Origin of the sequence: Nocardia noduli (assembly GCF_019038455.1) — a bacterium.
Taxonomy (GTDB): Bacteria; Actinomycetota; Actinomycetes; order Mycobacteriales; family Mycobacteriaceae; genus Nocardia; species Nocardia noduli.
Genome location: NZ_JAFMPL010000001.1, coordinates 297,620 through 324,304, shown reverse-complemented (window position 1 = coordinate 324,304; position 26,685 = coordinate 297,620). Strand labels below are relative to the sequence as shown.

The following is a 26,685-nucleotide window of genomic DNA, read 5'->3' as shown; positions in this document are numbered from 1 at the left end:
AGGGAACTCGCGCAATGATACGAAACGGTCGCAAGAAAGTCACGCGAAGGCGCCGAGCGGTGGTCACCCTGATCCCCCTGGTCATCCTCGCCGTCGGGATCGACCCACCCGCGCCGTGATCATCTCCCAGGTGGTGCTGTCCTTCGGCATCCCCTTCGCCCTGATCCCCCTGGTCCGCTTCACCAGTGACCGCACCCGCATGGGCGCCGACGTCAACCACCGCCTCACCACCGCACCGGCCTCGCTCGTCACCGCCATCACCAGCGTGCTCAACGTCGCGCCGATCTACCTCACCGTCACCGGAAAATGGAGCGGAAAGTCTCTGAGTACCAGTGGGATTTACAGGTACTCCTGGCCCGATACACAGAGCGGAACACGCGCCGACGAAGGCTCAATCGCGCGCCGGTAACCCCGACACAGGTGAACTGCCCCTCCCGCCGAGCTTATAATTAGGATACCCTAACTCAATTGCGCGCCGCGAGGCCACGGCGGCTTCCGCTCGACCCGCACTCGCGGTCCGTTGTCAATCTGCCGGAGGCATGCTCGCCGAAGTCCTGTCCCAATACGCACCCGATCGCGTGCGATCCCTGATGCTCACCGGCACCGGTCTCTACGGCCCCGAAGACATCAACCGCCTGCAAACCTCCCTCACCCGCACCCGCGACACCCCCTTCGACGACACCCTCGCCGCGATCGGCGCTTCCCTGCGCAATACCTGGAAAGACGCCGCCGAAGCCGACTTCTGGGTCGAACGCGTCGACGCCGCGACCCGCACTGCCGGACACCAGGCCGCGATCAATTCCTACCAACGCCTGCTCGACGCCGCCCGACGATTGACAGACCTCCACCCCCGCACACCATGGCAAGGCCCCACCCTGATCATCCGGGCCGACGACGACCCCCTCATCACCACCACCCACACCCAACGCCTACAAGACCTGCACCCCGACGCGGAACTGCGCACCTTCCCCGACGGCGGACACTCGTTGCTGCTCAGCCGCCCCACCGACTACATCACCGCGATCACCGAATTCTTGGATGCGCATCACGAGCCGCCCTACCGCTGACCGCCTGCGGCATCGCCGCTGTGACGGGCCAGCACTCCGATCGCCTCGCCGCGCGTTTTCAGGCCGAGCCTGCGAGTGAATTCACGCAGCTGGTCGCCGACGATCCAGGTGGGACCGTTGGACAGGTTCGCGATCGCCTCGGCGACAACCTCTTCCGGTGTCGCGGCCCCCGCGAGCGGGGTTGTCGCGGTCGGATGGTCGAGGGCGCCGCGCTCGGCGAGCGCACGACGCAGTGCGGGTGTATCGGTGGTTCCCAGCACCAATGCGAGGACATCGACGCCTTGTCCGTGCAGTTCGGACCACAGGGCCTCGGCCATGACCAGGTCGAATGCCTTGGTCGCCGAGTAGGTCACCATATTCGGGGCTCCGTAGAGCCCCGCCACCGAGGTGATCACCACCAGCGCACCCCTTCCCCGTTCCACCATGGCCGGGGCGAAATGGTGACACAGCCGCATCGGCGTCACGCAGTTGCGCTGCACCATCGCCAGTGCGGTGTCGAGCGGTTCGGAGAGGAAATGCGCGAAGTTCGGGTCCGCGCCGGCGCAGTACATCAGCATGCCGACGTCGAGGTCCTCGGTCGCGGTGACGATGGTCGTGGTCGCGTCCTGGCGGGACAGATCGACGGCGAGCACGCGCACGTGAACCCCGGTCGCGGTGCGGATGTCCTCGGCCACTTCTTCGAGGGTCTCGCGGCGGCGGGCCAGCAGGACGAGGTGCAAGCCGCGCTCCGCCATCGCGCGGGCGTACAACGCGCCCACCCCTTCCGAGGCGCCCGCGATGATCGCCCACGGGCCGTACCGGTCTCGGAAGGACAGGTCGGCGACGGGTTCACCGTCTTGCCCGGCTCGGGTTCCGACATGCTCGTTCATCAATTTTCCTCGTCGACGGCCGAACTCTCCGCTCGCGGTGGGAATGTCCGCGCGATCAGCGCCGCGCGGAGGGCCCATTGGCCGTCGGCGCGCGCCGGATCGAGTCCGGTGATCACGGCGATCCGTTTGAGTCGGTGGTCGATGGTGTTGGGGTGGATGTACATTCGTCGCGCGGCGTGCTGGCGGTTCTGATCGTTGAGCAGGTAGACGGTGAGCGTCTCCAGCAGTACGGGGTGGGCCATCAGCGGGTCGAGTCGGCGGGCGAGGGAGTCCCTGACCGCTCCCGGGCGGGTCAGTTGGTACTCGGCGGCCAATTGGTCGAACCGGTACAGCCTGGTCTCCGCCTTCGCCGACAGGGCACGTTGCAGTCGGTCGGCGAGGTCGACCATGTGATGCAGTGTTTGCGAGTGCTCCGCGATGGCGTCGACGGGCACTTCGAGGTGTACCGCCGTGACAACGGCCTCGGCCGCGTCGGCGACGGCCTCGACGAGGGACTTCAACCGATCGACGGGCAGTGTCGTGCCGGGAATCAGGATCGTCCCACCGCCGAGACTCAGCGAGGAAATGACGTCTTTGCCACCCTCGGCGGCGAGTTCCGATCGGATTCGCTGAACGACTTGCCGTGATGCGGCCCGGCGGTCGACGGTGCCGCCGAACGCGGCGGCGGGATATGCCAAGGACAGCGCCAGGATGTGGTAGCGATCGGCGATGGTCACGCCGCATTCGCGCGCCATCGCCGCCGTGGCCCTGCCGTTCATCATCGCCACGGTGAGCGCGCGTATCGGATCGGGGCTCTGCCCCGCGGCAGCACGATATTCGCGCAGATAGGCCATCGTCACGGTCGTGGTCATCAGGTCGAGCAGTTCGACGGTGCGCGCGCCGATGTCCACGCATTGGGCGACCGAGACGATCCCGGACCTGGTCGCCACCAGTTCGTGGGCCATCCGCGAACCCTCGTGCAGCGCGTGCAGGATCACATCCACCGGTACGCCGTCGCGGGCCCATCGCCCGGCGGCGGATTCCAGTTGTGCCACTTCGTGTTCGGTGGGAGTACCGCGTCCGTCGAGAATCGTGGTGGCGATCCGCAGGCAGTTCACGGTGACCGCGGTGATGTCGCCACGGAGCGCGTCATCGGGCAGCGTGAGGCATTGGGCGACGGTCTGACGGAAGTGCCGCACCATCTCCTCGGCGAGCGACTCGGTGTCACGCAGGGATATCGCGGCAGGCCCGAGTGCCCGAGCGGCACCGGTATGGCGGGATCTCTCGGTCGGCGTCACTGCCGCAGCCGACACCGCGACCCGTGGACCCCGTCCGCGCCCGTGCATACCGCTGCGGTTGCGCTCGTCCATCGACAACTCCTCTTCGAGTCGTGTGGTCTCGCAGGGCCACACCGGCAACCGGACAGTAGAATCCGGTTACCCGTCAGTAGTGTTCCCTACATCACTTCGTCGGTCAAGATGTGACGCTCGACGCCCCGGTTCGAAGTGACGGGGACGGCACGCCACGCGCGCGGGCGCCGAACCGAACCCGCAGCTCGAAACTGCCGCTGGCGTCGAATATTTCGCGCGGCGGCCCGCATGCGTCTTGACACATTCGACGACGGAACACGACTCGCGGGGCCTCACACCGCACCGCGTGACCACCGACTCGATGACCCGCCGAGTAGAGTCGAAACCGTGAGTACCGCGAGTCGCGTCAACCGAGGGCGCGCCGCCGCGGCCGAGAACCGCGCCGCGATCCTCGTCGCCGCCCGCGACATCTTCGCCGAACACGGCAGATCCGCGCCCATGACGCTGATCGCCCAGACCGCAGGTGTCGGGCAGGGCAGTCTCTATCGCCATTTCCCCACCCGCGGTCAGTTGATCCACGCCGTCTACGAGAGCAATCTCGTGGCGCTCGAATCCCTGGCCCAGCAGGACGAGTCAACCATCGACGACGTCCTCGAAGCCCTCTACCGGCAACTCACCGACGCCGCCGCCTTCATCGCGGTACTCGACTCCGCCGAAAGCCACAACCCGCATCTCGCTTCGATCCGGGCCAGACTGCGGAAGCTGTTGTCGGACAAGTTCTCCGACATCCGCCGACGCGGCAGCCTACGCGAGGAGATCACGGCCAACGACATCTACCTCGCGTTCGGCATGCTCGCGGCACTGCTGCATCAGACGCCACCGAGCGACCGTCGCGGCGCCGCGCGCCACGCCTGGAGCCTGTTACGGCACGCCCTCTACCGCGCCGATCACCCGATGCCTGTGATCGCTGGAGACGGGAGCGGCGATCGGACATGAGGATTTCCAATAGATATCGCGAGGCCTTCGGAATCAGGTACTCGGCCTGAGACTCTGCCTCTCATGTTCGAGAACAATATTGCGATAGTCGATGATCCGATCGCCGGACGCCGTCGAAGCGTCGGGCACGGACTCCGGGTGCTCACCACGGTGGCGATGAAGGTGGTGTGCGTCGCCTCGTTCGTCGTCGCCGCCGGAGGCGTCGCCTACGCCGACAACCCCGGGCCCGCCCCCGTGCCTTCCGCGGGGTGTGGCCGACCGGTCCCCGTCCAGGGGGCGACGACGGTGAAATTCCAGGGCACCGACAAGTCGGGCCAGTATCGACAGAATGTCCCGGCAGGCGCGAATCGACCGCTACCGCTGGTCCTCGCCCTGCACGGCCTGCTGGAGAATATCGACATCGCCGAATTGGGCAGCGGTCTGGGCGAATACGGCTACCGAAACGGGTTCGTCACCATCACCCCGCAACTGGACCGGCTCGGCCCGGCACAGTGGGAGTTCGGCCCCGACTCGGCAGACATCACGTGGCTGTCCCAGGTACTGACGCACGTGGAGTCCACCCTGTGCGTCGATCTACGGCGCGTCTTCGTCACCGGCCTGTCCATGGGCGCGTTCGCCACCAGTTCACTCGGTTGCCGGTTCGCCGATCGGATCGCGGCCATCGCTCCGGTCTCCGGGTTGAGGGATTTCAGCTGGTGCCGTCCGGCGCGGCCGGTGCCGGTGATCGCGTTCCACGGCACCGACGACGCGATCGTTCCGTATGCCGGACAATCGAATTCCGGTTCGGCGTCCGGCTCCGGGGCGAGTGACGAGAACACCTCCGCGAGTCCACGAGCCGTCACCGACAACGCCGCGGCCTGGGCGCGCCGCGACGGGTGCACCGGGGCACCGGTCCGGACGACGATCGCGGCCGACGTGGTCGTCGACCGCTACTCGTGCCCGACCGGTATCGACGTGCACCTGTACTCGATCGTCGGAGGCGGCCATATCTGGCCCGGCACCGACTCGCCGCTGTACCCGTCGTTCATCGTCGGCCAGAACACGAACTCGATCAGTGCCACGGCATTGATCTGGGACTTCTTCCGTAGCCATCCGATAAGGGACTGACCGCTCTCACGCCGAGAGCGTGATGTCCTCGGCCGCGGTCGATCCGGCGGGTTTCCAGCCCAGTCTCGGCGCGATCAGTTCGACGGTGTCGTGCAGGATCTGCTCGTATTCACCGCGATGGAATTCGTAGGGAAGTTCCAGTCGCAATTCGGAGACCTGCGCGAGAACCGGATCGGCGCGCAGGCGATCCACGATCTCGTCGGCGGTACCGACCACGTCCGGGGCGAACAGCACCCTCCGCTCGCCCTGGGGCGCGAGGGTGCGTTCGTGCCGGGACGCCGCGTAGGCGCGGTAGCGTTCGCGGGTCGCCCGGTCGGCGCTGTCGAGCGGCACGATCACTCGCCCGACCGCGATCCTGCCCGGACGCGCCGGATCGATGCGCTGACGGTAGTCGTCGATCAGGCCCAGCTGGGTGGTGGCGAAATCGTCGCTGCGGTCGCCGATGACGATATTGCCGGTGAGCAGATTCAACCCGTTCTCACCTGCCCAGCGGACCGAACGGGTGCTGGAGCCGCCGTACCAGACCCGGTCGACCAGGCCGGGGCTGTACGGCTGGAGACGTGGGCGCTGGGTATTGCCCGGTGAGTGGATCACCGCGTCCTCGTCACCGAGGTAGGTGCCGCGCAGATTCCCGATCAGCCGCTCGATGCGGCCGTAGGACAGATCGTAGGTTCGCCAGTCCCCGTCGAAGACGAGATGGCCCATGAGATCGGCGTGCGGTGGAGTGCCCGCGCTGAAACCCGGTTGCAGCCGCCCCTTGGACAGGGCGTCGGCCACCGAGAGATCCTCGGCGAGCCGGAAGGGGCTCTCGTAGCCGATCGGGATCACGGCCGTTCCGAGTTCGACACGGCTGGTCCGCTGGGCGGCCGCGGCGAGGAACACCGCCGCGGATCCGACGCCGTGCTCGAGGTGACGCTGCCGGATCCAGGCCCCGTCGAAACCGAGACGTTCGCCGTATTCGAACAGTTCGAGCGTGTCCTCGAGTCCGGTGGCCGGATCGGCGTCGGGAAAGTTGCCGGGGGTCAGGAAGGCGAGTGTCGCGATCCGGGGTTCGTCCGCGATCGTCGGTTCCGCGCTCATCGGTTCCGCTCGTGGGGAATCTTCTCGCCCGCTTCGATCGCGACCGGAAGACGGTTCTCGGCGGGCGGCAGCGGGCAGGTCGCCAGATCCGTGTAGGCGCACGGCAGATTGACCGCCCGATTGAAATCGAGTGTGACCGCGCCACCGGAACCCGGGGGCGGCAGTTGCAGAACACGATTCGCGGCGTAGGTGGTGACTCCGGAGGTGGTGTCGGTGAACAGCACCGTCAGACTGCCCGGCGTCTTGCCGGGGAAGGCGGTCAGTCCGAGCACGTGCCCGTCGAGTTCGAATTCCACGCGCCCGGGCGCCTCGTAGACGTGTTCCAGTCCTTCCACGGACGCGCCGACCGTGGTCGGTCGCGGCTGCTCGAAGGGCACGTACCGTCCCTCGACCACCCATTTCGGGTCCGGTGCGTAGGCCGGGGTGCCGCGGAATCCGGTCCGCAGCGGATTACCGGGATGGCGGGGGCGGACGATGTCGTAGCCGCCGCGCTTGGCCACCTCGATCACCGCGTCGCCCCAGATCGCTTCGATGCCACCGCGTTCGGGGATGATCCCGAATCGGTGCTCACCGTGGACGGTCGCGCCGTCGATCACCAGTTCCTCACCGTCGTCGAGCGAGACGAGGACACCGTCCGGTCCCGCGGACCAGGCGCCGGGGGCGTCGGAGAACCGCTGCGGGGTGTCGGTCAGCCAGTGCAGGGCGGTGATCGCCAGGAATCCGTGCGGTGCGGACAATCGAGCTTCCTGGGCACTGTGCCAGTTCTCCCAGTCGACGCCGAACGCGTCGGTGCGGGGGCCCGCGGCAGCCGATGTCGTCATACGGTGCTCCTCTCGACCAGCGCCATCGACGATCTCGTGTCATGGCGAAAGACGCGGTGGACAGTGGCGCGTCCACCGCGTCACTCGATCCCACCGCGTGCGAGGCGGGGGCGACAGGTTTGCGATCAGCGGGAATGCAACCCCGCTTCGCGCTTGCCCGGTCATGATCGGAACGCGCTCACGGATCGGATCGCACCAGAAGCCGAGCTGTTCAGCGTGTTTCGGCGAGCGCGGCGGCGGCGGCCGTGACGAGGGCGAGGAGTTCGGTCCGGTCGGCGGTCGGCAACCGACCCGCGAGTTCTTGTTCGAGCACGGCTCGGATCTCGGCGCGCAGCGCGATGCCGTGCGGAGTGAGGGCGGCGCGGGTGACGCGGCGGTCGGCGGGATCGGCTTGCCTGGTGAGGAATCCCCTGCGCTCCAGGCGATCCACCATGCCGGTGACATTGGTCTTGTCGCAACCGAGCAGGGTGGCCAGTTCGCCGAAGGTGGGAGTGTGACCGTTGAGCTGGCACAACAGTTCGATCTGCTGGGTGGTCAAGCCGAAACTACGCGCGATGAGGCTGTAGAGCGCGCCGAGTTCACGATGCAACGCGGAGAAGGCGGTCGCGAGGGCGGGGTCGATGGTCGTCGCCATGTCGAAAGTCTAGATGATAGATAGTTGATACTATCGACCTAATAGTCCATAGTATCGACAATCGTTGACATCGATCATGGGAGGCGGATATGCCGGTTGCGATCGTCACCGGGGGCTCGCGGGGAATCGGCAGGGCCATCGCACAGCGGCTCGGCTCGAACGGCGTCTCGGTGGTGGTGAACTATCACACCGACCGAGACGCGGCCGAGCAGGTCGTTTCCCATATCGAAGCCGCGGGCGGCCGGGCCGTCGCGGAGCAGGCCGATGTCGCGGATCCGCCCTCGTTACGCGGACTCTTCGACGTCGCCGAACAGCGCTTCGGCGGACTGGACATCCTCGTCAACAATGTCGGCACAGCACGTTTCGGCCCGATCGCCGAGACCACCGACGAGGATTTCGACCACACCTTCGCGGTGAACACCCGGGCGACCTTCGTCGCGTTGCGTGAAGCCGCGAACCGACTGCGCGACAACGGGCGCATCGTGCTCGTGTCATCCGGGGTGACCGCGACCCACCGCCCCGCTTCCGGGATCTACGGCGCCAGCAAGGCCGCGGGAGAAGAACTGGTCCGGGTGATCGCCCGCGAACTCGGATCCCGGGGTATCACCGCGAATTCGGTACTGCCGGGCGTCACAAGGACCGAGGCGCTGGTCGCCGCCACGACCGCGAGCGCCACCGACAGCGTCGTGCGGCAGACCCCGCTCGGGCGTATGGGCGAACCCGACGATATCGCCGATATCGTCGCCTTCCTCGCCTCCGACGCGGCCCGGTGGATCACGGGTGCGACGGTGCACGCCGGAGGCGGACTGTTCTGAGGCCGGAAGGTGCGCTCAGGAGCGAAGTCCGAGGACGGCGGGGTTGCCTTCCGCCCAGACACCTCGGACACTGCGGGATACGAAGCGCCAACCGTCGGGCGTGCGGCGTAGTCGGTCGTGGTAGGTCCCGCCCGCCAGGAAATTGTCGCCGCCCTCCGTGCCGCGACGAATGTGCTGGGCGTGGTAGTAGCAGCTGTGCTCGGCGTCGTCTCCGCGCACGGTGACGACATGGTTGCCGTTCAAATGCTGTGTGGCATCGAGGTTTTCGATCGCGCTGCCGATGTAGGCGACGATGGCCGCCGGGCCCTCGTGGCGCTGTCTGCCCGCAGGGTACTCCCAGTGGGCATCGTCGGCGAACAATGTCGCCAATCTGTCCCAGTCCCGGTTGTCCACCGCCGCGGCGTAGGCGACGGCGAGATCGATGATCGCCGCTCGATCGGTGAGTTCGCGCAGTTGCGCGGTTAGGTCGGTCATCGAGTCCTCTTCCGTATTCCTGGTTCACGAGCGGTCGCCCGGACCATCCTGGCGACGGTCTGTCGCCGCGACTGATCCGTCAGGCGCCGTCGACCGTCAGGACGATCTTGCCCCGGATATGTCCTGCTTCGGCGCGACGGTGCGCGGCGGCGGCTTCGGCGAGGGGGAACACGCTGTCGACACCGACATGAAGCGTGCCTGCGTCGAACAGTTCCGCCATCTCGGCCAATTGGGCGCCGTGTGAGCGGACCTGGCCCGTGCGCACCGTGATGCCGCGTTCCGCGCCGTAGTCCCCGTAGAACACCGGCATGATCGTTCCACCGTCCCGCACGACGGCGGTCAGCCGGGACGACCCAGGTCCGCCGACCGAATCGAAGAGGTAGTCGACATCGCGGGGCCAGTCCTCGACGGGAGTCGTCGTGTAGTCGATGAAGGTCTCGACGCCCAATTCGGTCAGGAACGCGCGGTGGCGGCCCGAGGCGACGGCGATGACCGAGGCGCCCGCACGCGCGGCGAGCTGCACGAGCATGTGGCCGACTCCTCCGGCCGCGCCGTTGACGAGGACCGTGTCGCCCGCGCCGACTTCGGTGTGCTCGCTCAGGAACTGGTGCGCGGTCAGCGTGACCAGCGGAGCCGCGGCCGCCCTGATGTGGTCCAGCCGAGACGGTTTGCGGGCAAAATGATCTTGCGGCGCGGTGGTGTATTCCGCGTACCCGCGGCCGCCGTCCTCACGCGAGGGAAACCGGACCAGCCCGAAGACCTCGTCGCCCACCCGCCATCGGGTGACCCGCTCCCCCAGAGCGACGACCGTGCCCGAGACGTCGACGCCGGGGATGAACGGCAGCGTCGGCGGTGCAGGGCGCAGCGATTCGGGGATGGCGGCGTATCCGGCGCGCTTGTAGAGGTCCAGCGGATTCAGGGCCACGGCGTGGACCCGCACCAGGACATCGCCGGGTCCGGGGTCCGGTCGCGCGACGGTCTGTTCGACGAGAACTTCGGGACCGCCGTACCGCTGGACGAGTACGGCGCGCATGGTGGATACGTTCACCGGTGATCCTGTTCATCGGGGGTGTGCGGTCGAACGGCCGCCCGTATCAGTTAACGGAGCACTGCTCCGTTTGTCAATGGAAGGGCTGTGTCGATGGATTCGCCTGTCCCGCAACCGGGTCGAACAGCGCGCAGCGATGCCAGGCGCAATCGCGAACACCTGCTGGAGGTCGCCGGCGAAGTGCTGGCCGAACAGGGGACGCAGGCATCGCTACGCGAGATCGCACGGCGCGCCGGAGTCGGATTGGGCACGCTGTACCGGCACTTCCCGAACCGGGAGGCGCTGCTCGACGCGTTGCTCCGACAGCGCTTCGACGAGCTCACCGCGCTGGCCGAGACCCTGGCGGATACGCGCGAACCCCGGACAGCGCTCGTCGAATGGCTGCGCACCTTCCTCGCCGGAAGTACCACCTACCGCGGACTCGTCACCGACATGATCGCCACCATCGACGACGAGTCGTCCGCGCTGCACGCCTCGTGCGCGGCCATGCGAGCGGCCACCTCCGAACTGCTGACACGCGCGCAACGCAGCGGTGAAATACGCGGCGATGTCGACCATCTCGACGTCATCGCGCTCGTCAGCGCGGTCGGTTGGATCGTGGAACAATCACCCCGGCTCGTCGACCGGAGCGATCACCTGTACGCGCTGATCATGGACGCGCTCACCGCTTCTCGTCGCGAACCCTGAGCCGACCGGCCGTGCATGGGCCGTGACCGGCATCGAACGATGCGTAACGAAGGGGTGCGTATGGACCTGGCGAGACTCGGGCAGTTGACCGTCGAGGAGGCACGGCACTACGTCGAACGCTTCGAACCGCGACTGTCGATGCCGGATCCACGGATCGGGATGAACCTCGATCCGGAGGCATTGTCCAGCGGGTCGACCGCCAGACGCTGTCATCGAGGTGCTGGCGCGGTGGGGTGTGCCCGACGAAGGCTACGTCGATCTCGCCGGGGCGCGCGCGGTGTTCAGCGCGCGATGAGGTTCGCCGACGCCGGACCACCGTTCGTCCGGCAACGGCGACGACATCTCAGCTCTCGCGTGCGGTGATGCGGTCGATCTCCGCGAGACCGGCCGCGTCGAAGCAACACTCAGTGTGAATTGCCTGGTCAGATGGTCCTATCGCTCTCAATTTCTCACCCTTCTCGGTTTGTACCCAGTTGCCAGGCCGTCTACAGGCCGTCATCGGACGTAGACCGCCGAAGTACCTCATCCAGCGCACTACGAGCGCGCTCGTAGCTGGAGGGCACCAAGTGTGTGTACGTCCGCAGCGTGAAGCCCGGATCGGAGTGTCCGAGGAATTCGGCCAGTTCCTTCACCGAGCAGCCACGCGCCAGCAGCGTCGAGGCGAACAAATGACGTAACGCATGCATGCCGTCCGGTCGCCCTCGGAAGGATGGCTCGACCGCACCGAACGCAGGCTTCCACGCGATCTTGGTGAACTGGTCACCGGACAGCAGAGACCCGGCCTTATCTGTGACCACGAGATTCACCGTCACGGATTCACCGTCAGGTTTGCCCCACGGTAGCGTGATAGCGACGGGTGGAAATCGCTTCATGTGCGCGTCGAGCGCCTCGAGCAGTACGCCGGACAGCGGTACGGTGCGAGTCTTGCCGCCCTTAGGGAGAGCGAACATCGTTGCGCCTTTGACGGTTTTGAGTTGCCGAACAATCGAGAGCTGTTGCGCGTCGCGGTCGATGTCCTCGGCCGAGAATCCCAAGAGCTCACCTTGCCGCATACCAGCGCCAGCCCCGAGCATGGCAGCGATCTTGAATCTTTCCGAAAGACCGGAGATCACCGCGTCGAGTCGATCATCAGGCCACACAACGACTTTCGGACTCTTGCCGATCGGACGCCGGACCGTCTTGGCCTTGCACGGATTGACTCGGATCACCCGATCATCCACCGCCGAGTCACACACCGAGGAAACCATGGTGAACAACACCGATTTGTAGTTGTCGGATAGCCCCTGTTCATCGAGGGTGCCGACCCAATCACGGATGGTGGCGGGCTTCTCGATCTTGTCGAACGTCGAATTACCGAGCGCCGGATAGATTTGCTTGTGCAGTCGACTACGCAGCGTCTCGCGGGTCGCAGGGTCTGTCGATTGCGCCTTGTACCAGCTTTCCGCCTGTTGCCGAAATGTTTTGCGGGCCGCGCGAGGGTCGATGTACTTGCCTTCGCGCTTGTCGGATTCGACCTCGATCAGGAAGTCGTCGGCGCGCTTCTTCTCCCGGTCCGGGAACGATTTGGACCGCTCGACACCATCAGGATCGATGTAGCGCACCCGGTAGCGCAGGCCACGGCCGAACAATTCGGTCTTCTCCATCACCGGCTTGCCGCGACCGTTGACGAGGACTTTGCCGTCGTCGTCGCGGGTCGGTCGCCACCACCGGTCATCCACATGGCCCATCAGGCAGCCTCATCCAGCTCAGCCCACGCACGCACCTTGGCGGGGTTGTAGCGCAGGTGACGGCCGATCTTGCGGACCGGAGGCCCCTCACCGAGCCACTTCCACTGGTAGAGCGTTTTGACCGGGACGTGAAGGAAGTACGAGGCTTCCTCCACCGTCCACAGCCGATCATCTGGTAGTGCGGTCATAACCCGGACCCCCTTGCTTGATTGCCGAATGTTCTTTCCACGCTTGAGGTCCCGCCGCCAAGAGGGCGTTGTCGTATTCGACTCGCCAGGCTTTGCGTTGGGCGATGGTCGACAGGATCAGGTGATCGCGCGGTGGCGCGTTCTGGTCGCCGGGTTGGACCGGTCGCACGATCAGACGAGGGTTGTCGGGTTTGACGATGCCGACCGAGGCCAGCAGTTGCCGAACGAACTCGATGCGATCGGCCTTGTGATCCGGGAGCGTCTTGCCCGACCAGCGACGCGACACCAGGACCCGTCGACCGGGGAGCCCGAGCGTGTCGCGGCGGTGGGCTTTGCCCTTGCACTTGCCCGCTACGGTTTTATCGCTGGCGCCCTTGGGGACGATGCCGTAGCGCAGCCATACCGGGCACTTCGGTGAGCACGGGGTGTGCTGGAGTTCGGCGTGCAGGCGGTCGTAGTGGATCGCGGTCCGCACCGAGTCGGTTTCGAGCACCTCGGACACTGCTTTGGTCAGGTATTTGGTGACGTAGCCGATCGCGGCATCGGCCTTGTTGCCGGGGATGTGGCCCTTGATGTGGCCGGGGTCCATCCGCTCACCGAAACGCACGGTGTAGGCCGGTCGCAGGTCATCGACGGTATCGAGGATGTCCAACGCCTCATCCCAGCCCGTCAACGGCTGACCGCTGTCAGGGTCCACGAAGGTCATGGCCTGCCAGTCCCACACCGGCAGGATCTCGCCGGAGTACACCTCGTTCTCCGGATCGAAGTGCGGCCACCACACCTGGTGATAGGTCGCCGCGGTCACCAGCTTCAACGTGTCACGCGAGATCGCGGAACGCAGCAGGATGTGAATGTGGGGTGCGCCGCGGCGTTGTGGTTCCACCGCTGCGAAGTACTGGATGTCGTAGCCGAGGCAGCGGCGTAGGTTCTGGATCCACCGGTCGATCAGCGCGGCGAAGAACACGATGTCGCGTGCGGCGCTGGTGTAGTCGTAGGTGTCGGGGTCCTGTGGGGAGCCGTCACCACACTCCTTGCCCTTCTTGTCGATGCCGCCGTCCTGGTTCATCGAGCCGTAGGAGGGCATGGTGAGGGTGACCATCATCGAGGGGCGATGCTTGCCGCCGAAGATCTTGCCGATGGTCTTTTTCGTGACTTTCTGTCGCGGCAGGTTCGGGACATCCTGACGGCGACGAGTCGACCGGGCACGGCGTTTGGACGGTTTCGGGTCCAACGCGGGCAGACGGCCCCGTATCCCGGAATCGCGGAGTTCCTGGTCCATCTCGCCCACCAGGGCCGCGAACGCATCGGCCATTTCGTCGTCACCGTCGCTGCGTGCGCTGCGGTATTCGGTGACCAGGTCAGCGCGGGCGGTCAGCAGCTCGGTTTGCCGTTTCGAGGGTGTGCGGACCAGATCGACCGGTTCGGATTCCACGTGCCAGCCCTCGCGGCCCTGCGTGATGCGCAGCCACCGTGCCTTGTCGGCACACGGTTTGCACACGCTGGCGATGGTGGCCTTGCAGGGTGAACCGAGGTATTCGGTCTTGCCGGTGATCGGGTCGACCGAGGCCATCGTGATCGGGCGCACGCACACCCCGAACTCTTCGGCCGCGGCGTGAGCGATGTCGGTGAAATCCGGGAGTGCACGACGCTGGGCCGCTGTTTGACGAACCGGTGCCGTGTCGGTGTCGGTGTCGAGGTTCACGAGGTCGCTCATGCCGGTTCTCCGTTCTTGCGGTCCCACAGCCACTCCACCCGCGTAGAGGGCACGGCGACGGCTGTTGCGAGTGAATCGTGATGACGGAAGGCCAGTTCGACCGTGGAGGGGCCGACGACGACCGCACGGCATTCCAGGACACCGAATGCGTGGGCGAGGTGGGTGGTGCGGGCGGTGTAGTCGGCGGGGCATTGACCGGGCAGCATCCGCAACGTCACCCGGTCGGTGAACTCACCGACTCGTATCGAGACCAGGCGGGGAGTGGCGATGTTCTGGCCGTAGGTGACCTGTAGACCACATGCCGCGCTCATCGCGACCCACCGCCGCCGATACCGCAACCAGGCCACGAATCGTTGCCGTACCCGGTCGGTGACCCAGCGGCCGAAGGTGGCAGGGGAAGCCAAGCGCCAACCGGTCAGCAGCGCCAGGCCGACAACGACGACCACGACACCAGCGAGCCAGCCGAATACCAGCCACACCGCGACAGCCGCGCCGAAGGGGATCGACAGCATCGGGAACAGCAGCGCCCACCACACCGACCGAGCCGCGGCCTTGACCGCGAACCAAGCGATCGCAACGACAACATCTGTGAATTCGTCGGACGGATCCTGTTGACCGAGATAGGTCTTCGCGGTCTTGATGTGCTTTGCGGTCATGGTCATGCCACCTCGAACAGGGTCAGTGGGCCGGTGGGGTCGGTGAGTTGGGTCAGGAGTTGGTGGCCAAGGTGTTCGGTGTAGGCCGGTGGGATGGCTTGGCACAGTTCGTCGCCGGTCATCCAGTCGATGCCCATCGCCTCCGGACCGACGTAACGGCCGACATCACCGGTCACCGAGATGTTCCAACCGTCCGCCCACCGGGCCTTACGCTGCCGGGTCGCGGTACGCACCACATGCCGGGGATGGGCCGGTGCCGACAACGACAGCCGGGACTCGAACCGACGATGCCGATAGGTCCGCAGACCGAAAGCATTGCCACACAGCACGACCGACCGAGACCGGATCAACGGTGCCGTCATGACGTTCTCGATCACATAGGGACGCCCGACCTGGTCGAGCAGAGCGCGAGTGGCCGCGACCAGATCCGGGTACCGCTTGTCCGGTGACAACGCGTGCAGGGTGCAGTACTCCTGGCAGGGCGGGGAGGCGTGGATGGCGTCGAACTCGTGCCCGTGCGCGGCCAGGAACTCCAACGCGTCCCCCCGGTGGAACTCGAACGGATACCGGGGTTGAGGTGCGATGTCGACACCGACCACGTCGAACCCGGCACGGTGATACCCGGTCGCGGCACCACCGGCGCAGCAGAACAGATCCAACAACCGCGGCCTGACCGTGCTCACGACGCCTCCTGATCGAACAGCGCGAACTGAGTCGGCACCGGTGTGCTGTCACGCCAGCGCTTCCACATGTCGTGTTCGCCGTCGCGGAACACCACCACCGATTTCGAGCCCCGCTTGCCGCGGTTGCTGGGCTTATCGGCCATCAGCAGAGCCTGAGAAACGTTCTGAGCCTTAGGCAGAGGACGCACGGTCTCACCGATCAGCACGCCCCACTCCACAGTTTTGCGGGTGCTCATGCCGCCCACCCGCCGTCGTCGTAGTCGATGCCCCACGCCGCGAATCCGCCCGTCTCGAGGCACATGTGCACCGCGACTTCCAGCGGGTCCGCACCGCGACGTTCGAGCAGTCCGCGACGACGAGAGGCCAGGTCGATCACGCTGTCCGCGTAGCCGGTTGCGGGCTTGCTGGGCTTGCGAGTGTTGTTGGTGTTCTTCATGGTTCAGTCCTTGGTGTGAAGGTCGGTGAGGTCACGGTCACGGCGTTCGATGACTTGGCAGACATCGCAGAGAACGCGGTCGCCGTCGAAGGTCCAGCCCACATTCGGGCAATCGGCGATCCAGGTGACCGCGGCGGCCAGGGAGCGGAAACACGCGCCCACGTCCTCGGGCTCGAACTGTTCGGGCGTGACGCCGGGATCGGTGTAGACCTCGCCGCAGGCATCGCAGTAGACGCGGACATGGATCTCGGTCACGAATCCCCGTTTCATGCCGCCACCGGACCCGTCTCACCGTCGCCGGGAATGTCGTCGTCGCCCAGCAGCTCGCGCGCATCGACACCTTCGAGCGGGTAGGGATCGTTCGCGACAGCCGCGGCAGCGTGAGCCGGAATCGGGGCATCGGCGGGTTGCGGAGTCCGGTCGACCGGAGGTGAGACCGGCTTGTAGGTGACGACGATGCGGTCCACGTCGTCATCGGTGACCAGGAACGCGCGAGCCCGCCGGAACCCTGCCTTGCCGTCCTCCTGGACGTAGCAGACACCCGGAGTGGTGTGCGGGATCTCATCGCAGTGTGAGCCACGTTCACGTGCGCCTTGACCGTGGATCATCACGACCTGCGCCGCTTCGTCCATGCGCATGCCGATCCGGTACGGCAGCAATTGCCGTTGCGGCACATTCTCTTTCGACGGGTCGATCACGGTCTCGATCACCGAGAACAGCGGGGCACGCCCTTGGGAGAGCAGCTTGCCGTGAGCGCGTTCGAACCGGGCCTGCAACTTCGGGTCGGAGAACGCCGACAACGTCGCGGCCTCATCGATGATCGTCACCACCAGAGGGTTTTCCGGTGTCGGAACCGGTTTGCGGACACCGCGATACCGTTGTGTGGCCTGTTCCATGTCGGTGACGGTTTCCTCGAGCTGGGTGACCATCTCCTCACCGGTCGTGCACGAGAAATGAGTGCACAATCCTTCGAGGAACCACAGTTCTTGTCCGCCCTTGGGGTCGATCACCCGCAGCTCGACACGTCCCGACGCGATCGCCGGACCCATGCCGTTGACCAGCGACCAGAGCACGCCGGACTTGCCCGAGCCCGTCCCGCCCGCGATCAGGACGTGACGGCCCTGCACCGGCACCCGCCAGGCGTCGCCGTCCTCGAACACACCTGCCAGGACCGCCTCCAGGTCGACATCATCGGCAACCGCCACCGGCAACGCTGCCGGGGCAGCGAGAGTGTCGAACACTCTCACCTGGAGACGGACCCAGCCCTTCGCGGGTGACGACACTGTCACCTCCGGCGCGGCCAGGTAGTGCGCGAACTGGTCACGCACGCCCTCGTCGGTCCAGTCCTTGAGCTTCTGCCCGCCCAGCATCAACAGGTCGATCTGGAGCCCGTGCGCGGTATAGACCCAGTCATCGAGCTTGGGGAACCCGACCTCGGCCGACCCGAGACCCAACGCGTGGAGCATGAGATTCATCTGCGACGGGTCAGCGAAGATCGAGACCGTGGTCCGCAACTCCGACGGGGCAGCCGCCACGATGTCAGCCAGCGACACCAACCGGGGACCCGAACCCGCACCGAGGGAACGCAGCCACACCATGCCGCCCGAAGCAGCGACCAGACCGCCAGCGAAGACGATCGAACCCAACGCGGACATCAGCGGTTCCCTTCGCTGCGTTCGACCAGGCATTCCGGGCAGACACACAGCGCGCGATCAGCAGCCCGGACAGCAGCGCATTCGGCACAGTCGCAGTTCTCGGCGGTGACATCGACGTAAGCGAACAGCGGCTGACCGGGGGCGAGAGCGTCCACGGCCGCAGCTTCGAGCAGATCCGCCAACTCCAGAGCCGCCGACACCTTCAACCGCAACTCCGGCATACGACCGGACGCGTGATGTCCACCGAGGACCAGCACCACCCGGTCGGCGGTTTCGTCGTAGCGGACCGCTGGATTACCGGCCCCACGAACGCAGGTGCCATGCACGGCGAAATCGACGTGTGCGGTCTTGTCCAGCGACACCCAATAGTTCTGGGCCTTGTGCAGCGTCCCCGACATCACGCCACCGCCTTCACGAGAGTGACCGCAGCGCGGTCGTTTTCGGCCAGGGCGTCACCCAGACCGGCGAACAGAGCACGGGCATCGGTGATGGTCAGCGAGATCCCCGAGCCGAAGTAGCCGAGTTCGACCCGCACCATCGGCGGCGTCGACGGGTCGCTGAGGATCGCGTGCGGAAGGTAGGACACGGCACCGAGTTCGACCGCGGGCATGAGGGTGACAAACGACTCGTACATGTCACAGCCCCCAGTCATCGGAGCGACGATCGAGTTCGCAGAACAACCGGCACCCGTCCGAAGCGGGTGGCGCCGAAGGTTCGGTGCAGAACATGACGCAGTTATCCGGGGTCTGCCCGGTCGGTTCCTCGCAGAACATGACGCACTCACCCGGAACCGGACGCGACACCGGCGCAGGTTCGGGAGTTGAGGCAGAGGCCAGCAGCACGGCCGGAGCCATGACAGCGGCGAAGATGGACGGGACGGCGATCGAGACGACGGAGACCATCAGAAACCCCCAGCAGGGACAGCGGCGACCGGCAGCATGGTCTGCACCGGACGCACGGGACGAACAGGAGCTACACGAACCGGAACCACCGGAGCAGCCACACGCACAGGAGCGCGTTCGGGTTCGGGAATAGGAATCGGAGAGTCGAGGACTTCGGCCGGAACCGTCTCGTAGGCAACCGATTCCGACGCGGTAGCGGACTTGGCGTACTTCGCCGCCGTACGAGCCGACACACCCAGCTCACGGGCGATCTCGGCGTACTTCATGCCCTGGCGGTCCAGCTCGACCGCGCGAGCGACCAGCGCGGGATCGGTCCGATTGGACTTCTTCGGCCGAACCGGCGTGGGTGCCGGAACGGGTTCGGGTTCGATGACCGGGACCGGAACGGGATCGGCCGAAACAGGTTCGACCGCAACCGCACCGACCACCGCAGCAGCAGCCGGGGCACGCTGGACCGTGCGGAACAACAACGCCAACCCGTGTGTGCACGCCAGCAGGGCTATCGGTGCCACCGCCGCGACGATCGCCGCAGCCCAACCCGGTAATTGGTGACCGGATGCCATCGCGTGAATGCTGTTGCCCGCCACCGACACCACCGCACCGGCCACGAGCACTCTGAGGAAGAACCGGCGCTCACTGGTGCCACTCGGCACGACCAGGACACCGAAGGTGGCGAGCAGGATGGTGCCGTCCACGATCAACGGGACCAGCCACGCATCCGAGGCCGGAACCCGAGCCATGACGGCGAGATCCTGCAACGTGGTGAACGAGAGCCGGAACGCCGCAGCACCGACCGCGAGGATGATGACAGCGGCGGACCAGCGAGCCCACTTCATTGCCGTCGACTTGTGCTGATCCGCCGCGCTCATCACGCCGCCTTGACCAGCGACACCGGCACCGACACCGAGGCGGCGTCGTGTTCGGCCAGGATCGCGGGCAGTTGCTCGGCCAACGTGCGGGCATCGGCGATGCTCAACGTCACCGAGGTCGAACCGAGAATCCCGAACTTGATCTGGACCGACGCCGAGAAGTCGCCGCCGCGGAACTCGTAGGCCGGGTGATACTTCGCGGTCACCTCATCGACCGTCACGTCCGTGGTCACGCTCGACCGGATCTGATACTGCGACATGATCACGCCGCCTTACCGGTCGAGTTCGGACGGGAAGCGCCCGGATCGGCCGGAGCCTGCTTGGCACCGGAGTTGTCGCCCTTGATACCGGTCGCGCGGATGTAGAAGCCGATCGACTTGAACTGGCCGTTACCGACCACGCGAGGCTTGAGCAACAGCCCCTCCAACTCGATCGGACGCAAGCCCTCCACGACCTCCGGCTCCACCGGAACCGGCATCTGATCAGCGACGAACGTGATATCGAAACTCGCCTGGTTCGCCTTGCCGCCCGCCCGGTCCATGATCGTGGCCTTCCACAGGCGCTTACCCGAGCCATTGCCCTCACGGTCGTAGTCCTGCGCTTGACGCTTCGGCGCGTTGCGATCCTCACTGAACTCGGTCTGCGCCTCGACATCACCGAGCAGCAACACCCCCTTCGGGAACACCGAACGAAAATCGGTCGGAATCCACATGTCCTTCAAAGCCATCTCTGAAACCCCTTGTGTCCGTGGCGATTAGGAACCGAATGTCGATAGTTCGCTTCGGTACCTCAAGAATCCCGCGACATACAGGGACGAAATAACCCAAGAATTGGGACATTTAGGGACACTTTGAAGGTAGACTGGACTCATGACGAACGAGCGCCTGCGCGGTGCGCTAGCTGCCGCCAATCTGACGAAACATGCTCTGGCAGAGCGCCTCGAGATCAGCACCAAGACTGTCGAGCGGTGGATCACGCAAGATCGCTGCCCGCATCCTGGGCTACGACTCAAGGTCGCCCGCGTACTCGATCGAGACGAAACCTACCTCTGGCCGGAGCTGTTAGCGGGCAGCCGATCCGCTACCGCGTCACTGTCCGAGCTTGTGCAGATATGGCCCACCAGACCCGAAGTGCCTCACGAGGTTTGGCGTTCACTCATGCAGCAGTCAGCCGACCACATTGACGTTCTGGTCTACGCAGGCGGGTTTTTGGTTGAATCGCTCGACTTCGTGAACGTCGTCCGCGCCAAAGCGAACGCTGGCGTCCAGATTCGTATCCTCCTCGGAGAGAGCGGCTCCCCAGAGGTAACCGCTCGTGCCCGCGAGGAAGGATTGCCCTCGCTTCCGCAGCGGTGTGAATCAACCTTGGAATACCTCCGGGAAACGATAGACCTGCCGATGGTCGACATACGCACCCATCGCACGACGCTCTACAACAGCATCTACCGCTTTGGCGACTCAATGCTCCTCAACACTCACAGCTACGGTGCCTACGCGGCGAAGTCTCCCGTTCAACACCTCCAGAAAGTGCCGGGTGGCCGACTCTTCTCCTACTACCTGGAGTCTTTCGAAGCTGCATGGAAGACAGGACGCCCAGTAGCCTGACCTCATGGGACGTCGAATCGACTATCACCAAGACCCTTCGGCACCGGCCGCAAACAGCGTTCGCCCGAGCGCAGCAGCCTTTATTGAGCAGGACGGCAAAATTCTGCTGATATGCAGGTCAGACAATGGAAACTGGTCGATGCCAGGTGGCGCACACGATCCGGGTGAGTCGCTCAGTCATACTGCCGTTCGCGAGACGCAGGAAGAGACCGGCGTGGACATCCACCTGACCGGGATAGTCGGAATCTTCACCGATCCCACTCACGTTATCCACTACACCAGCAACGACGAGGTGCGACAGGAGTTCACCGTGGTCTATCGCGGAGAACGTATCGGCGGACAGCCGACGCCCAGTAGCGAAAGCACACGAGTCGAATGGGTGCCAACCCGCGAAATCGAGGATCTGACGATGGACGCCAGTCAGCGGAAGCGGATCGAGTGGGCGCTGACGGAAACGACCCCTTACATCGACCCGGAAGCTCGCTGAGCTGCTGCCCGCAGCCGGGGTTCCGCCCTTGTGATCGCCGTATGGACGATGCTCCCCGGTTCGTAGCGGCTCAGAATCTCCGATAGACGTTCATCAACCGTGAACGCCTCCCCATTGGGTCCTGTAGACAGGTCCGACCACCACAGCAGGTCATCGGCAACCTCAAGGCATGGAACCCCAGTCAATCGGAACTCATCGAAAACTGCCGCGGCGAGTCCTCGCACTTCCGCCTCAACTTCGGCCGCCGTGTGGAACGCCACCAGGTGGCACACAACCGACGAGTAGTTCAGCGACCGCAGCAAGCGTGCGCCGTCAATCGGATGAAACCCAAGCACCGAGTGCCCGTACCCGACGTCATGTAGATAAGCCGCAGCAACCGCGTCGTCGCGCAGCTCGGCGGGTAGGACTCCCGCTACGCGTTCCATTCGACGTCCGACAGCGATCGAGTGAGCGCGCCGGGACTTCGTCAGCGGAGACAGCAGCTCATCCATGGCCTCATTCATCGCTGCCATCGTACGCCGGTGGTGTTTGCGAGCTGTTGCCGAATTTCGCCATATAGGAACAAGAGAGCGCCTCGGCGGCGCGCCGCGCCGCCGCCGCGCCCACGACGTGCCGCGCTCCGGTCCCTCGTCGCACGCTCCTCGGAACCGAACCGGGTACGTCGGCGCGGCGGTGGCGGGAGCGCCGCCGAGGCGCATAGTTGGTCCTCATCGCATGTACTGGCATCCGCTTTGGCGACGTGGCAGAACGCAGACTCTCCGACTCTGGCCACTTTTCGTTTCACTGAGCAGTGCTGGGCACTACGTGAGCCGTCCCCGGCTTGCTCTCCCGCAGCTGCCCGCCGAATCCGCCGGCACTCGTACGTGGGGCCTGGCTGTGGTTGCGTCGAAGCGATCGCGACAGCGCGGACCGTCATCTCCACAGCACGGCTAAATCTCGAGATAGCCTGGAGAGTTCGACATGCAGGATCGACTACATGTCGGTGTTTCAGGGGGCCATACACATGAGCACATATTCGCGTCGTCAAGCCTGGACCGACCGGGCTATCGGCTGGTTCAGTCAAGGCTCCACGGGGCGCATCGCCGTGGGAGCCGCCGTCATCATCGGCGGTGTATCTGCTGTCCTCGTGTCGCCGTTCCTGCTTCTGCTACTGCCAGCACAGGACGGCGCGGACTGGTGGCAGCTGCGCCAAGTCAGTCAAACCTACGGCGCGACGACTGCAATCGTGTCGGCACTTGCGCTATGCGGGGTTTCGGTCTCCCTGTTCATACAGGCCCGACAGTTCAAGGCGAGTCGCTTCGAGAATATTCGCCGCCACCATTTGGACCTGACACGCATCGCAATGGACGAGCCAACGATCTTCGCGCCATGCATCGGCCGCCGCTTTGATCCACCTGGAGTCGAGGGCCGTCAGTTCTACTACACCGCTTCATGGATGCGGTACGGCCGGATGGGCTACGAATCCGGTGTCATCAGTGAGCAGATACTCCGGGATGATGTGCTCGGTGCCGTATTCCGTAGTGATATCGGACGAGACTACTGGGCTCAAACCTCAAAGTTTTGGGCACCAGGAAAGTCGGGCTACAACCGGCGCACACGCACATTCAAACGTATCGCCGACGAGGAGTACCAAAAAGCCATCGCAACCGGTCCCGCGCCGATTACCTGGGAAGACCTGCGCGCTTCACAGCAAACGACTGTCGCCCCGGAGCAGCCCAGTCCTGCCCGACGCACAAGGTGGCTCGCCACTGGCAGTATCGCACTCGTTGTCGGCTCAGCCGTCGCACTCGGTGTCGCAGTCTCGAAGGCGAACCGTCTCGACCGGTAACCCGCTCACGGCTTTCTTGATCACGCCAAGCGAGCCGGTCATGGTTGCGAAACCCCTGCCTCCTCATGGCCCGATTGTCTGACCTCACTCGGCCGAGTCAAGGGAAAGAGCGCCCTTGACACGACCTCCCTCCGCTCAGGGATGGCCAGTATGAGGAAGCAGGGGAAGGGAAGTCACCAGGCCGTCTACAGGCCGTCGAGCGTCGAAAACTGCCCAGAACACGCGAGAACCCCCGAGATACATTTCAGCAGCTCAGGGGCGATATTTCCGCTATTACGCCTGGTTCGCGCCAACCGGCCTCGAGATGCGGTCGATCTCCGCGAGATCCGCCGCGGTGGGCTGCCACTGTCCCGCTCGGACATTGGCCTCGACCTGTTCGGGCGAGGTGGCGCCCGCGATGACCGAACTCACGGCAGGCTGGGCGGCGAGACCGCCGATGGCGACCTCGAGCAGCGTGATCGACCGTTGCGCCGCGAAATCCTCCAGCTTCTCCAGGACGTCGAAAGTCGCGTCGGTGAGCACCGATTCGCGATTCCACGCGGCGATGCGGCTGCCCGCGGGCGCGGGCACGCCGCGCTTGTATTTGCCGGTGAGAAGTCCGCTGGCCAGCGGAAAGAACGGGAGCAGGCCGATCCGGTAGTGCTGCAACGCCGGGACGAGATCGGCCTCGATCCCCCGCTGCAACAGGCTGTACTCGTTCTGCGCGCTGATGAAACGCTCGAGATTCCTGGTCCTGGCGATCCATTCGGCGTCGGCGGTCTGCCAGCCGCTGAAATTCGAATGCCCGAGGTAGCGGATCTTGCCCTCGTGCACGAGATCGTCGAGCGCGGACAGGGTTTCCTCGATCGGGGTCTCGGGATCGGGACGATGGAACTGGTAGAGGTCGATCCAGTCCGTGCGCAGCCTGCGCAGCGACTGTTCGACCGCGCGCCGGATGTAGCGGCGCGATCCACGCGCACCCCAGTCCTGGCCGTTGTCCTCGCCGAGCCTGCGCACGTCGTTGCCGAATTTGGTCGCGATCACGACATCGTCGCGCTTGCCCTGGAGGATCTCGCCGATGCGCCGCTCGGACTCGCCGTAGGAATCCGCGGTGTCGATCAGGTTGATGCCGTGATCGAGGGCCGCGTGCACCACCGCCCTGCTCTGCTCGAGATCGAGCTTCATCCCGAAATTGTTGGTCCCGAGACCGACGACCGAGACGGCCAGGCCGGAACTCCCGATACGACGCAGTGAAGACGAGTCACCCATGGTTCTCCTTTGATCTGCGGGACGGATCGCACGCGGGCACCCGGCAGGGAGCCCCGCTAGACCCTACGGCCTCCCCCCATCCCGAAGCAGGGTTCGACGCAGCTCGAGCCGTTCCACCGCGGCAGAGATCCCGCAGCGGGTTCGGGTAGCGCGGCGGCCTGTGCGGAGGCCCTGTCGAGCGCGGGATTCGGCGACGTCGTGATCCGTTCCGGCACGGTCCGCATGGGCCGGGCCGATCTCGAACAGTCGTGGACCGTGCACGCGCGTCTCTACCGGGAACATCTCGAGGCTCGTCTCGACTCGAACCTGCTGCGCCACTTCGAGTTCGCGTACCGCGCTGCCCTCGAATCGCGCCACCGCGACATGGCGGCGGTCGAGGTGCTCTACGCCACCGCCGTCAGGCCCTGACCGGGTCCGTGCGCGGTTGGACCGGCACCGAGGTTCGACGCGAAAACAATTCCCACCTACAAGGTTTCGCATCTCATCATTAAGAGATTCTTCAAATGCGGCGCGCCCAGACCTCCGTTCATCATGAATTTATCGGTAGGTAAACCCTGTTGTGCGGCTTACCTTCTGAATCAAAACCATTCCTCGGTAGTGATCGGCCGGGCAGAACCGGCGATCGGACCACCGCGAGAGAGGAAACGCCGTGAGCGGCAGAACAACGCATCCGGGAGCGCGAGCATGAGTGTCTTCGGAAGATTGCGCCTGATAAAGAAATTGTCGGCATTATCGGTACTGCTCGTCGCGGCGCCGGTGCTGCTGGCGGGATGCGGTAGCGGCAAAGAGGAAGGGGTGGTGTACTTCCGCTTCGCGAACTCGCCCACCGCCCTGTCACTCGTCAGGATCGCGGAAGAATTGGGCTACTGGGACAACGCCGGTGTTCGGCCGGAATACGTCGGGCCCGCCACCGCGGTGCCCGCGGTGCAATTGCTGGACCAGGGCAAGATCGATATCGCGACCGGCATGTTCAACAACGACATCGACGGCAAGGTGAAGGGTTTCAAATTCACCGCCATCGCGTCCAGCATGCTCGACCTGCCGAAGGAGCCGCATATGGCCTACTTCACCAAGGCCGGCTCGAATATCACCAAGGACAACCTGAAGGCCCTCGAGGGTAAAACGGTGGGCGTCAACGGCTTCAACAGCTGCGTCGACCTGGTGATCAAGCGGTATCTGAAGAACAACGGCGTCGACGTGGCCCGGGTCAACTTCCTCGAACTCAAGGCCGAACTCATCGCACCCGCGATCGAACGGGGCGAGGTCGACCTCGGCGTCTTCCACCCGCCGCTGGTCGGAGTGTTGCTCAGCAAGCCGGACAAATTCACCCAGGCCTTCACCTCCTACGACGACTGGGGTCCGCTCGGCGGCCAGGCGCCGTATGTCGCGAGCAACGCCTGGTTGCAGAAGAATCCGCAGGCCGCGCGTGAATTCGTCGGCATCATCGCGAAGACGGCGAACTGGGCCAACGCCCATCCGCGGGAATCGGCCGAGATCGCGGGCAAGACCACCGGCTACCCGGTCGAGCAGACCACCAACTGGCACTACGCGCCCAACGCGCTGCTCGACAAGGCGAGCCTGCAACTCTGGTGGGATCTCGTGGAAGAGGTGGGCAGTCCACTGCCGGGCTCGGAGCATCTGAAGCCGGAGGACATCGCGACCAACGCCTTCAATCCGTATGCCAAATCGGCCGATCTCCTGGAAAGCCAGGATCACAACACGGTGATCCTCGATCAGGAGCAGAACGACCGGGTGCTCAAGACCAAGCTGGTCGACATCCAGGGCGTCGAAGAGTGATTCG

Annotated in this window: 33 protein-coding genes and 1 pseudogene; 11 read left to right on the top strand and 23 right to left on the bottom strand. The window is 65.2% G+C overall.

Going from position 1 to position 26,685, the window contains the following annotated elements; translation table 11 throughout:
- Positions 1 to 11: 11 nt before the first annotated feature.
- Positions 12 to 304 (top strand): annotated as a pseudogene (locus JZ792_RS41725) (divalent metal cation transporter); the annotation flags it as partial.
- Positions 305 to 467: 163 nt separating this feature from the next.
- The gene (locus JZ792_RS01635) at positions 468 to 1,067 is read left to right on the top strand and encodes an alpha/beta fold hydrolase (protein ID WP_216906192.1); all 600 of its coding nucleotides are present in this window, start codon (positions 468 to 470) and stop codon (positions 1,065 to 1,067) included.
- Here the strand turns inward: JZ792_RS01635 and JZ792_RS01630 are convergent.
- Entirely contained in the window at positions 1,058 to 1,882 is an 825-nt protein-coding gene (locus JZ792_RS01630; RefSeq protein ID WP_216906189.1) for an SDR family NAD(P)-dependent oxidoreductase, read from the bottom strand. The two genes, JZ792_RS01635 and JZ792_RS01630, sit on opposite strands and share 10 nt — an antisense overlap.
- Positions 1,883 to 1,935: 53 nt before the next feature.
- Complete coding sequence (locus JZ792_RS01625) at positions 1,936 to 3,285, bottom strand: PucR family transcriptional regulator (RefSeq protein WP_216905927.1); 1,350 nt, start codon at positions 3,283 to 3,285, stop codon at positions 1,936 to 1,938.
- 327 nt (positions 3,286 to 3,612) lie between these two features.
- Between JZ792_RS01625 and JZ792_RS01620 the strand changes: the two genes are divergently transcribed.
- On the top strand, positions 3,613 to 4,221 hold the full coding sequence (locus JZ792_RS01620; RefSeq protein WP_216905925.1) for a TetR/AcrR family transcriptional regulator: 609 nt from the start codon (positions 3,613 to 3,615) through the stop codon (positions 4,219 to 4,221).
- Between the two features lie 63 nt (positions 4,222 to 4,284).
- Positions 4,285 to 5,328 (top strand): CE1 family esterase, encoded by a 1,044-nt coding sequence (locus JZ792_RS01615; protein ID WP_216905923.1) that lies wholly within the window; start codon positions 4,285 to 4,287, stop codon positions 5,326 to 5,328.
- Between the two features lie 6 nt (positions 5,329 to 5,334).
- Here JZ792_RS01615 and JZ792_RS01610 read toward each other — a convergent pair whose 3' ends face one another.
- From JZ792_RS01610 to JZ792_RS01600, 3 genes are all read right to left on the bottom strand, one after another.
- A complete protein-coding gene (locus JZ792_RS01610; protein WP_216905921.1) occupies positions 5,335 to 6,408 on the bottom strand; it encodes an LLM class flavin-dependent oxidoreductase in 1,074 nt (357 codons plus the stop codon).
- Positions 6,405 to 7,229 carry a DUF1684 domain-containing protein gene (locus tag JZ792_RS01605; protein ID WP_216905919.1) on the bottom strand — a complete coding sequence of 275 codons (825 nt, stop codon included), beginning with the start codon at positions 7,227 to 7,229 and terminating at the stop codon, positions 6,405 to 6,407. The genes JZ792_RS01610 and JZ792_RS01605 overlap by 4 nt, the downstream gene beginning before the upstream one ends.
- 211 nt (positions 7,230 to 7,440) lie before the next feature.
- Complete coding sequence (locus tag JZ792_RS01600) at positions 7,441 to 7,863, bottom strand: MarR family winged helix-turn-helix transcriptional regulator (RefSeq protein WP_216905917.1); 423 nt, start codon at positions 7,861 to 7,863, stop codon at positions 7,441 to 7,443.
- 89 nt (positions 7,864 to 7,952) lie between these two features.
- On the opposite strand from JZ792_RS01600, the gene JZ792_RS01595 reads away from it, so the two are divergent.
- Positions 7,953 to 8,678, top strand: coding sequence for an SDR family oxidoreductase (locus JZ792_RS01595; RefSeq protein ID WP_216905915.1), 726 nt, complete (start codon positions 7,953 to 7,955; stop codon positions 8,676 to 8,678).
- A gap of 15 nt (positions 8,679 to 8,693) precedes the next feature.
- Here JZ792_RS01595 and JZ792_RS01590 read toward each other — a convergent pair whose 3' ends face one another.
- Together JZ792_RS01590 and JZ792_RS01585 are read right to left on the bottom strand one after the other, a co-directional pair.
- Positions 8,694 to 9,152, bottom strand: a complete 459-nt coding sequence (locus JZ792_RS01590) for a nuclear transport factor 2 family protein (RefSeq protein ID WP_216905913.1) — start codon at positions 9,150 to 9,152, stop codon at positions 8,694 to 8,696.
- Positions 9,153 to 9,231: 79 nt separating this feature from the next.
- The gene (locus JZ792_RS01585) at positions 9,232 to 10,200 is read right to left on the bottom strand and encodes an NADP-dependent oxidoreductase (RefSeq protein WP_308165102.1); all 969 of its coding nucleotides are present in this window, start codon (positions 10,198 to 10,200) and stop codon (positions 9,232 to 9,234) included.
- A 93-nt stretch (positions 10,201 to 10,293) separates the two neighbouring features.
- Between JZ792_RS01585 and JZ792_RS01580 the strand changes: the two genes are divergently transcribed.
- Positions 10,294 to 10,887: a TetR/AcrR family transcriptional regulator gene (locus JZ792_RS01580; protein ID WP_216905912.1), complete on the top strand. Its 594-nt coding sequence runs from the start codon at positions 10,294 to 10,296 to the stop codon at positions 10,885 to 10,887.
- Positions 10,888 to 11,372: 485 nt separating this feature from the next.
- Here JZ792_RS01580 and JZ792_RS01575 read toward each other — a convergent pair whose 3' ends face one another.
- The 14 genes from JZ792_RS01575 to JZ792_RS01510 form a co-directional block, all read right to left on the bottom strand.
- The gene (locus JZ792_RS01575) at positions 11,373 to 12,614 is read right to left on the bottom strand and encodes a tyrosine-type recombinase/integrase (protein ID WP_216905909.1); all 1,242 of its coding nucleotides are present in this window, start codon (positions 12,612 to 12,614) and stop codon (positions 11,373 to 11,375) included.
- Positions 12,614 to 12,802, bottom strand: coding sequence for a helix-turn-helix domain-containing protein (locus JZ792_RS01570; RefSeq protein ID WP_216905907.1), 189 nt, complete (start codon positions 12,800 to 12,802; stop codon positions 12,614 to 12,616). Before JZ792_RS01570 ends, JZ792_RS01575 begins: the two co-directional genes overlap by 1 nt.
- Positions 12,783 to 14,516, bottom strand: a complete 1,734-nt coding sequence (locus JZ792_RS01565) for a replication initiator (RefSeq protein WP_216905905.1) — start codon at positions 14,514 to 14,516, stop codon at positions 12,783 to 12,785. The genes JZ792_RS01570 and JZ792_RS01565 overlap by 20 nt, the downstream gene beginning before the upstream one ends.
- Positions 14,513 to 15,172 (bottom strand): hypothetical protein, encoded by a 660-nt coding sequence (locus JZ792_RS01560; RefSeq protein ID WP_216905904.1) that lies wholly within the window; start codon positions 15,170 to 15,172, stop codon positions 14,513 to 14,515. Before JZ792_RS01560 ends, JZ792_RS01565 begins: the two co-directional genes overlap by 4 nt.
- 2 nt (positions 15,173 to 15,174) lie before the next feature.
- Positions 15,175 to 15,855, bottom strand: coding sequence for a DNA cytosine methyltransferase (locus JZ792_RS01555; RefSeq protein ID WP_216905902.1), 681 nt, complete (start codon positions 15,853 to 15,855; stop codon positions 15,175 to 15,177).
- Positions 15,852 to 16,091, bottom strand: coding sequence for a hypothetical protein (locus JZ792_RS01550; RefSeq protein ID WP_216905900.1), 240 nt, complete (start codon positions 16,089 to 16,091; stop codon positions 15,852 to 15,854). Before JZ792_RS01550 ends, JZ792_RS01555 begins: the two co-directional genes overlap by 4 nt.
- Positions 16,088 to 16,291 carry a hypothetical protein gene (locus JZ792_RS01545; protein ID WP_216905898.1) on the bottom strand — a complete coding sequence of 68 codons (204 nt, stop codon included), beginning with the start codon at positions 16,289 to 16,291 and terminating at the stop codon, positions 16,088 to 16,090. Before JZ792_RS01545 ends, JZ792_RS01550 begins: the two co-directional genes overlap by 4 nt.
- Positions 16,292 to 16,294: 3 nt before the next feature.
- Positions 16,295 to 16,561 carry a hypothetical protein gene (locus tag JZ792_RS01540; protein WP_216905896.1) on the bottom strand — a complete coding sequence of 89 codons (267 nt, stop codon included), beginning with the start codon at positions 16,559 to 16,561 and terminating at the stop codon, positions 16,295 to 16,297.
- Positions 16,558 to 17,946 carry an FtsK/SpoIIIE domain-containing protein gene (locus JZ792_RS01535; protein ID WP_216905894.1) on the bottom strand — a complete coding sequence of 463 codons (1,389 nt, stop codon included), beginning with the start codon at positions 17,944 to 17,946 and terminating at the stop codon, positions 16,558 to 16,560. Before JZ792_RS01535 ends, JZ792_RS01540 begins: the two co-directional genes overlap by 4 nt.
- A complete protein-coding gene (locus JZ792_RS01530; RefSeq protein ID WP_216905892.1) occupies positions 17,946 to 18,344 on the bottom strand; it encodes a hypothetical protein in 399 nt (132 codons plus the stop codon). The genes JZ792_RS01535 and JZ792_RS01530 overlap by 1 nt, the downstream gene beginning before the upstream one ends.
- The gene (locus JZ792_RS01525; RefSeq protein WP_216905890.1) at positions 18,344 to 18,598 is read right to left on the bottom strand and encodes a hypothetical protein; all 255 of its coding nucleotides are present in this window, start codon (positions 18,596 to 18,598) and stop codon (positions 18,344 to 18,346) included. The genes JZ792_RS01530 and JZ792_RS01525 overlap by 1 nt, the downstream gene beginning before the upstream one ends.
- Positions 18,599 to 18,847: 249 nt before the next feature.
- Positions 18,848 to 19,717, bottom strand: a complete 870-nt coding sequence (locus tag JZ792_RS01520) for a DUF2637 domain-containing protein (RefSeq protein WP_254189092.1) — start codon at positions 19,715 to 19,717, stop codon at positions 18,848 to 18,850.
- Complete coding sequence (locus JZ792_RS01515) at positions 19,717 to 19,977, bottom strand: hypothetical protein (protein ID WP_216905888.1); 261 nt, start codon at positions 19,975 to 19,977, stop codon at positions 19,717 to 19,719. Before JZ792_RS01515 ends, JZ792_RS01520 begins: the two co-directional genes overlap by 1 nt.
- Positions 19,978 to 19,979: 2 nt before the next feature.
- Positions 19,980 to 20,444 carry a hypothetical protein gene (locus JZ792_RS01510; RefSeq protein WP_216905885.1) on the bottom strand — a complete coding sequence of 155 codons (465 nt, stop codon included), beginning with the start codon at positions 20,442 to 20,444 and terminating at the stop codon, positions 19,980 to 19,982.
- A 142-nt stretch (positions 20,445 to 20,586) separates the two neighbouring features.
- Here JZ792_RS01510 and JZ792_RS01505 point away from each other — a divergent pair, with 142 nt between their 5' ends.
- Both JZ792_RS01505 and JZ792_RS01500 read left to right on the top strand, forming a co-directional pair.
- Entirely contained in the window at positions 20,587 to 21,321 is a 735-nt protein-coding gene (locus JZ792_RS01505) for a helix-turn-helix domain-containing protein (RefSeq protein ID WP_216905883.1), read from the top strand.
- 4 nt (positions 21,322 to 21,325) lie between these two features.
- A complete protein-coding gene (locus tag JZ792_RS01500; protein ID WP_216905881.1) occupies positions 21,326 to 21,808 on the top strand; it encodes an NUDIX hydrolase in 483 nt (160 codons plus the stop codon).
- Here the strand turns inward: JZ792_RS01500 and JZ792_RS01495 are convergent.
- A complete protein-coding gene (locus JZ792_RS01495) occupies positions 21,784 to 22,311 on the bottom strand; it encodes an HD domain-containing protein (RefSeq protein WP_216905879.1) in 528 nt (175 codons plus the stop codon). The genes JZ792_RS01500 and JZ792_RS01495 overlap by 25 nt on opposite strands.
- Positions 22,312 to 22,784: 473 nt before the next feature.
- On the opposite strand from JZ792_RS01495, the gene JZ792_RS01490 reads away from it, so the two are divergent.
- A complete protein-coding gene (locus JZ792_RS01490) occupies positions 22,785 to 23,636 on the top strand; it encodes a DUF6082 family protein (RefSeq protein ID WP_216905877.1) in 852 nt (283 codons plus the stop codon).
- 273 nt (positions 23,637 to 23,909) lie between these two features.
- On the opposite strand, the gene JZ792_RS01485 is transcribed toward JZ792_RS01490, so the two are convergent.
- Positions 23,910 to 24,884, bottom strand: a complete 975-nt coding sequence (locus JZ792_RS01485; RefSeq protein ID WP_216905875.1) for an aldo/keto reductase — start codon at positions 24,882 to 24,884, stop codon at positions 23,910 to 23,912.
- Between the two features lie 198 nt (positions 24,885 to 25,082).
- On the opposite strand from JZ792_RS01485, the gene JZ792_RS01480 reads away from it, so the two are divergent.
- Entirely contained in the window at positions 25,083 to 25,292 is a 210-nt protein-coding gene (locus JZ792_RS01480) for a hypothetical protein (RefSeq protein WP_216905873.1), read from the top strand.
- 276 nt (positions 25,293 to 25,568) lie between these two features.
- Entirely contained in the window at positions 25,569 to 26,681 is a 1,113-nt protein-coding gene (locus tag JZ792_RS01475) for an ABC transporter substrate-binding protein (RefSeq protein ID WP_216905871.1), read from the top strand.
- The last annotated feature ends 4 nt before the right edge of the window (positions 26,682 to 26,685 follow it).